Source organism: Eubacterium barkeri, assembly GCF_900107125.1.
Classification (GTDB): Bacteria; Bacillota; Clostridia; order Eubacteriales; family Eubacteriaceae; genus Eubacterium_O; species Eubacterium_O barkeri.
Map to the genome: position 1 here is coordinate 76,957 of NZ_FNOU01000012.1, position 6,738 is coordinate 83,694.

Below are 6,738 nucleotides of genomic sequence, written 5' to 3' on the forward strand. Positions count from 1 at the left end.
CTGTTCATTCTGTTCGAAAACCTTTTCGTCAGTCTTCAAAACATCCATTTATTTTCATTCCAATAATTTCTCCAGAGCCTCAATAATCTCATTTGGGTGGTTCGCCACGATATTGGCACCAGAGAGCTCTTCTGCCCGCCCATAGCCATAGCCGCATCCTATGGCGGCCAGACTATGGACCCGGGCGATGTCCATATCCACGCCCCGATCCCCAATGACGATAAACCCATCACCTCTTGTCTTAGCAATATAAGGGTAAATCGCCACTTTTGAGGCCCCGTTGTAATCCTCGGTACAGTAATACCCCGAAAAAAAGCGATCCATCTGGAAAACCCGGCGATGGAGTTCCTGATAATCGTGCCGACAATTGCTTAAGAATACCAAGGTATGCCCCTGGTCTTTAAGGGCGGCTAACATGGCTTCTGCCCCAGGGTACCATCGGGCCCCGCCCCCTTGGATGATCACCCTCATTTCCTCACCCAGCTGCCGGCTGTAGGCCATGCGCTGGTCCTGGGGCATCATCGGCATAAAGGTCTGCCACATTTCTTTGGCACTATACCCCAGCCATTGGCTGATTTCCGTATCGCCATACTGCCGGGGTGCCGCCCATCCCTCTGCCACGAGCCTACCGTAAATTTTCCGGAAAGCCCGGGCGTAAACCACCAGGGCATCGTTAATGGTCCCGTCGTAGTCAAAGAGCAGCCGGGCCATTAGCCAATGCTTTTTCCGAGATTAATCATCTCGATGGCGCCCAGGGCACAGTCGTAGCCCTTATTCCCCACCTTCGTACCAGCCCGTTCGATGGCCTGTTCGATATTTTCAGTCGTAATGACTCCAAACATCACCGGAATATCACTCTTTAGGGAAACCGTGGCAATACCCTTGGATACCTCATTGCACACATAATCGTAGTGGCTGGTGGCCCCTCGGATCACTGCACCCAGGCAGATCACTGCATCGTAACGGCCAGTTCCCACCATCTTCTGGGCGATGAGGGGAATTTCAAAGGCTCCGGGAACCCAGGCCACATCGATATTTTCCTCGGACACATCGTGACGCACCAGACCATCCACAGCCCCGGAGAGCAAGCGGGACACGATGAATTCATTGAACCGGGCGGCCACGATGCCAATCCGTACATCCTTTGCCGCAACCATTTTACCTTCTAATACATGATAAGCCATTTGTTCATCCTCCATTTTAATAGTGTGTGCAGTGATTCATTTTTTCTTGCTTCGTCTTGAGATAGAAGCTGTCCTGGGTGGTTTCGGGCATTTCAATGGCTACCCGTTTTTCGATCTCCAGGCCAAAATCTGAAAGCCCTTCGATTTTTGTGGGGTTATTGGTCAGAAGTTCCAGGGATTTTGCCCCCAGACACCTTAGAATCTGCGCTCCAATGTAATACTCCCGAAGGTCCGGAGCAAAGCCCAGGGCCACATTGGCCTCCACGGTATCCATCCCCTGATCCTGGAGCTCATAGGCCCGCAGCTTATTGATCAGTCCGATGCCCCGCCCCTCCTGGCGCATATACAGAAGAATTCCCCGGCCCTGGGCCTCAATCTGGGTCATGGCGGCGGCAAACTGCTGGCCGCAATCACATTTAATGGAGCCAAAGGCATCTCCGGTGAGACATTCGGAATGGACCCGGCAAAGGAGATGCTTCCCATCACCGATGTCCCCCTTCACCAGGGCCACATGATGCTCCCCATTTAAGCGGTTAACAAATCCGTGGGCCATAAAATCCCCATAGCGGGTGGGCAGCCTGGTCACCGCCACCTCCTCCACCAGGGTATCGTGAATTTTACGGTATTTCTGTAAGTCAGAAATGGTGATAAAGGTGATGCCGTATTCCCTGGCCAGTGCCATCAGCTCTGGGGTGCGCATCATTTCCCCATCATCGGCCATGATTTCGCAGCACAGCCCACAGGGCTCACTCCCCGAAAGCTTCATCAGATCCACCGTCGCTTCGGTGTGCCCGTTCCGTTCCAGAACCCCACCGGCCTTGGCCACCAATGGAAACATATGCCCCGGCCGTCTGAAATCCTCAGGGCAAGCCCCTGCGTCCACACACTTCATGGCCGTGAGAGACCGCTCCACCGCAGAGATCCCAGTAGTGGTATCCACATGGTCAATGGAGACGGTAAACGCCGTTTCGTGATTATCGGTGTTGTCGGTCACCATTTGGGGCAGCCCCAGCTTAGCCGCCAGGCTGGCCTCCATGGGCATACAGATCAGGCCCCGGCCCAATCGTGCCATAAAATTAATATTCTCCGTGGTGGCCGCCGCCGCAGAGCACACAAAGTCCCCTTCATTCTCCCGGCCCTCGTCATCTGTTACCAGCACAATTTTACCTTGCTGGATATCCTTTAGTGCTTCTTCGATAGTGTTAAATTGAAAGGTCATACATCCTCCTTAGAATCCTAATTCTGCCAGTTTTGCCATTGTGAGGCCTTCCCCCTTTTCAGGGAATCCTTCCCCTGGGCCCAGGCCCATTAGCTTTTCCACGTATTTCCCGACCACATCATTCTCAATATTGACCACATCACCGGGGCCTTTTTTCCCCAGGACGGTTTCATCCAGGGTATGGGGGATCATGGACACCCCGAAGCCATCGGCCCCCAGGGTGGCCACTGTCAGGCTGATGCCATCAATGGCAATACTGCCCTTGGCCACAATATAACGCAGCACTTCCCTGGAGGTGGTGATGTGATACCACATGGCATTATCCTCCTGGACCTTCCTCGTAATGGTCCCGGTCCCATCGATATGCCCTGAGACGATATGTCCCCCAAAGCGACCATCGGCGGCCATGGCCCGTTCTAAATTAACAGGACTGCCCACCTTCAGGTTTCCCAGAGCACTGCGCCGCAGGGATTCGGCCATGACGTCAGCCGTGTAAGTTCGATGGCCCAGGCTGCGGACCGTTAGGCATACCCCATTGGTGGCCACGCTATCCCCAATCTTTAAATCCGAAAAGATTTTATCCCCGGCAAAGGTCAAGGCTGAGGAACGGCTCCCCCGCTCAATGGCTACCACCTTTCCCATTTCTTCTACAATGCCTGTAAACATGGTATCCTCCAATCGATAACCAAATCCCCGCCGATTCGGTGAACATCCATTAACTCCAGGGGAATGGCACGGTCCGGTATTGTCACGCCCAAATCCCCAACGGGTCCCGGTGCCTTTTTCCCACCAAAAATCCTGGGGGCCAAATAGCATCGAATGACACTAACGATACCTGCCTTTAAGGCACTGGCATTCAGGGCGGCACCCCCTTCTAAAAGGATACTGTCCACGCCCCGGTGACCCAAAACTGCCATCAAGGCCTTTAAATTGACCTCTCCGGTATCATCTTTTTCCACCGGCAACACCTCGCAGCCCGCCGCTTCCAAGGCCTTCACCTTATCCACGGGACCCTCCACCATAGCGATGATGGTAGGCACCGATGCCGCCGTGACGACGATTTGGCTGTCCATGGGAATGCGCAACCGGCTGTCACAGATAATCCGCAGGGGATTGCGTCCCCCCGGCTGTCTACAGGTCAGGGCCGGGTCATCGGCCAACACGGTTCCGATGCCCACCATAATCCCCGCCAGCTCCCATCGCAGGGCCTGGGTCTGTTCCCGGGAAGCCTCTCCGCTGACCCACCGGGAAGCACCGCTTTCTGTGGCGATCTTGCCATCTGCCGTCATGGCGTATTTCATGAGCACATAGGGCCGTTTGGTGGTAATGTAATGGAAAAATGGACGATAAAAGGCATCACACGCCTCTCCCAAAACACCGGTCTCTGCTGCAATACCCGCTTCCTGCAGCACAGCAATCCCCCCTCCAGCGACCTTCGGATTGGGATCCAGGCTGCCTACAACGACCCGAGCGATTCCCTTTTCTAAAATAATCTGGGTACAGGGTGGGGTTTTCCCGGTATGGCAGCAGGGCTCCAGGGTGACATACAGGGTGGCGCCACGCACCTCCTCCCCACAATTCTTTAGGGCCATGCGCTCGGCATGATCCCCCCCATAGGATGCGTGGTATCCCGTTGATACCACCACACCATCCTTTACTACGATGGCCCCCACCATGGGGTTAGGATTCACCCGCCCCATTCCCTTCTTCGCTTCTTCGATGGCCATGGCCATATAATTTTGATCTGTCACTTTCCCACCTCCTGAATCGATTCGCTTGTTCTGGTGCTCTGCACCTACACACCGTCACGGCGGCGCCCTGTAAATCAGAATGCAAAAAGCCCTCTTAAAAACAAGCTTTTAAAAGGGCTTTTTGCATTCTGATTCATACTTACTTCTGTTGGCTTATGCATAAAAAAGCCCTGGAATAAAATATTCCAGGGCACCATAAACACAAATCATTTTCTTCTTTCATCTGAACTTCATCGACTGCTCGATGTTATCATCGGTTTTGGAATTACACCAAATCATGCCTTTCGGCTCGCGGACTATACCGCCGGTCGGGATTCTCACCCTGCCCTGAAGAGTATTAAGTTGTTTTTTATTATAGCACTAAACAAAAGGGTGTCAAGGCGCAAAATGATATTTTTTTATGCCCTATTGCTTTGTGATCGTCACTTTTCCCGTCTCATCCTTGTAATAATGGTAAACGGAATCGCCGTTTTTATAGTAAATTCCCATAACATTACCCATTATTGCAATCCCCTGGACATCCTCCCAGTGCACATCCCCATCAAGCAATGATCGAACCTTTTCCTGAAAGGCTTTGTCCCAGGGCTCTGCGGATTCATACCGAGGTGTATAAATCACCTGATCCTCTGGCTTGAGGTGATAGGTGGCATAAATTTCTGTATATGCACTCTGACAGGCCAAGGCCAACTCACGGATTTCTATATTCACTTCTTTCTCTCGGGCTTCTTTAACAAATCCCAGCATCATCGGAATGGTAAAGGCCGCGATAATCCCCAAAATAGCCAATACAACGACCATTTCCACCAGGGTGAACCCTTGAATCTAAAACTCCCTTTATCCGCCATAACAGCGTCCTCCTACTTTGTTTGTTTACAAATAGGATAGGGCAGTTTCCTTTATTTTTAAGCAGTATTTACGGCGCTAAAGGAAGATTTATGTATACTGAACTGCCGGGTCTTTGGGAATCCACCTCTGCAGTAAAGACAAGGCCCTTCGGATATCCTTCTCAATTTCTGGCAGGGAAAGATGGGCATAGGGGTCGCCTTGGCTTAAAAGATAAAAGCATCCCTCTTGGGCCTGATGAAGCCATTTGAGGGCATCCAAAGCGGCGGCACCATCATCCCCGGCCATCAGAACGCAATGGCCAATGCGAAAACAGATATTAGGGTACTCCGCCCTTTCCGGAGTAATCCGGTCAATGGCCTGTCGATAATAGGACAAGGCCTTCTCCTGATCTGCCGCCACGTACAAGCCATCCCGATACATATCCCCCAGCTTGTACAGAGCACAATGATTTCCCTTGGCTCCCGATTTGGAAAAATAATAAAAGGCCTTTTCATAATCCACGGGGATGGCTCGGCCATAATAATAGCAATAGCCTAAATAATTGAGCGCCCATTCCGACCCTAAATCTGCCGCCTGCTCAAAGTAATGCCGTGCTGTGGTATAATCCTGGCTAACGGTAAAACCTTCGTAGTAAAGCCGTCCAAGGGCCAGGATAGCCTCTGCGTCCCCCGCTTTCGCACCTTGAACACATAATCGCTCCAGGGTTTCCTTCTCCCCATCCGTCATACTCAGTCGATTGCTCTGGTTCAGCAAGGAATCTATGGCTTGGCAACGTGTTTTCTTATCCATGGCTTCTCCTATGAAAAAGAGCCCACTCGCGCGGAGCAGGCTCTCTTGATTTATAATTTCTATTTTGGTCATCGGGATGACACAATTTTTTTCAAAAATCGGACTCAGCGTCAGTCAGTGATAATCTTCGCAACGGCTCCGGAACCAACGGTACGGCCGCCTTCACGGATAGCGAAGCGGAGACCTTCTTCGATGGCGATGGGAGTGATGAGAGTCACTTCCATTTCAACGTGATCCCCAGGCATAACCATTTCCACGCCTTCTGGCAGTTTGATGTTACCGGTCACGTCGGTTGTTCTGAAGTAGAACTGCGGACGGTAGCCATCGAAGAACGGGGTATGACGTCCACCTTCGTCTTTGGTCAGAACGTAAACCTGAGCCATGAAGTGGGTGTGGGGGTTAATGGAACCGGGCTTTGCCAGAACCTGACCACGTTCGATCTGTGTACGGTCAATCCCACGGAGAAGTGCCCCGATGTTGTCGCCGCAACGACCTTCGTCGAGGAGCTTACGGAACATTTCGATCCCGGTTACAGTGGTTTTCTGTACAGGCTTGATCCCAACGATTTCGACTTCGTCCCCAACGTGGACAACCCCACGTTCGACACGGCCGGTGGCAACAGTCCCACGACCAGTGATGGAGAAGACGTCTTCCACAGGCATCAGGAAGGGTTTATCGGTGTCACGTTCCGGTTCCGGAATATATTTGTCGACTTCTTCCATAAGTTCAACGATCTTGTCGCCCCATTCCCCATCGGGATCTTCCAGAGCTTTCAGTGCAGAACCAATAACAATGGGTGTGTCATCTCCTGGGAATTCATATTCGTCTAAGAGTTCACGCACTTCCATTTCAACCAGTTCAAGTAATTCTTCGTCATCCACCATGTCGGCTTTGTTTAAGAAGACGATGATGTAGGGCACGCCAACCTGACGGGACAGGAGGATATGTT

At 52.0% G+C, this 6,738-nt stretch carries 8 protein-coding genes and 1 riboswitch; all 8 genes read right to left on the bottom strand.

Features of this window, described 5'->3' with window-relative positions:
* Nucleotides 1–54: 54 nt before the first annotated feature.
* Nucleotides 55–711, bottom strand: coding sequence for an HAD family hydrolase (locus tag BLU30_RS08405; protein WP_090245439.1), 657 nt, complete (start codon nt 709–711; stop codon nt 55–57).
* Complete coding sequence (ribH, locus tag BLU30_RS08410; protein ID WP_090245440.1) at nt 711–1,184, bottom strand: 6,7-dimethyl-8-ribityllumazine synthase; 474 nt, start codon at nt 1,182–1,184, stop codon at nt 711–713. Before ribH ends, BLU30_RS08405 begins: the two co-directional genes overlap by 1 nt.
* A gap of 16 nt (nt 1,185–1,200) precedes the next feature.
* Nucleotides 1,201–2,403 (bottom strand): bifunctional 3,4-dihydroxy-2-butanone-4-phosphate synthase/GTP cyclohydrolase II, encoded by a 1,203-nt coding sequence (locus BLU30_RS08415; protein ID WP_090245442.1) that lies wholly within the window; start codon nt 2,401–2,403, stop codon nt 1,201–1,203.
* Nucleotides 2,404–2,412: 9 nt separating this feature from the next.
* A complete protein-coding gene (locus BLU30_RS08420; RefSeq protein WP_090245444.1) occupies nt 2,413–3,069 on the bottom strand; it encodes a riboflavin synthase in 657 nt (218 codons plus the stop codon).
* Complete coding sequence (gene ribD / locus BLU30_RS08425; protein ID WP_090245445.1) at nt 3,051–4,154, bottom strand: bifunctional diaminohydroxyphosphoribosylaminopyrimidine deaminase/5-amino-6-(5-phosphoribosylamino)uracil reductase RibD; 1,104 nt, start codon at nt 4,152–4,154, stop codon at nt 3,051–3,053. The genes BLU30_RS08420 and ribD overlap by 19 nt, the downstream gene beginning before the upstream one ends.
* A 207-nt stretch (nt 4,155–4,361) precedes the next feature.
* A riboswitch (FMN riboswitch) is annotated at nt 4,362–4,493 on the bottom strand.
* Nucleotides 4,494–4,559: 66 nt separating this feature from the next.
* Nucleotides 4,560–4,976 (bottom strand): type II secretion system protein, encoded by a 417-nt coding sequence (locus BLU30_RS08430; RefSeq protein WP_332582962.1) that lies wholly within the window; start codon nt 4,974–4,976, stop codon nt 4,560–4,562.
* Nucleotides 4,977–5,087: 111 nt separating this feature from the next.
* Complete coding sequence (locus tag BLU30_RS08435) at nt 5,088–5,789, bottom strand: tetratricopeptide repeat protein (RefSeq protein ID WP_176770873.1); 702 nt, start codon at nt 5,787–5,789, stop codon at nt 5,088–5,090.
* Between the two features lie 110 nt (nt 5,790–5,899).
* Nucleotides 5,900–6,738 (bottom strand): elongation factor Tu (locus tag BLU30_RS08440; protein ID WP_090245450.1); only part of this gene is annotated, 839 nt, incomplete at its 5' end.

Excerpts from the sequence above, each read along its gene's own strand:
- BLU30_RS08405 (WP_090245439.1), bottom strand. The coding sequence starts at position 711 with ATGGCCCGGCTGCTCTTTGACTACGACGGGACCATTAACGATGCCCTG.
- ribH (WP_090245440.1), bottom strand. The coding sequence starts at position 1,184 with ATGGCTTATCATGTATTAGAAGGTAAAATGGTTGCGGCAAAGGATGTA.
- BLU30_RS08415 (WP_090245442.1), bottom strand. The coding sequence starts at position 2,403 with ATGACCTTTCAATTTAACACTATCGAAGAAGCACTAAAGGATATCCAG.
- BLU30_RS08420 (WP_090245444.1), bottom strand. The coding sequence starts at position 3,069 with ATGTTTACAGGCATTGTAGAAGAAATGGGAAAGGTGGTAGCCATTGAG.
- BLU30_RS08435 (WP_176770873.1), bottom strand. The coding sequence starts at position 5,789 with ATGGATAAGAAAACACGTTGCCAAGCCATAGATTCCTTGCTGAACCAG.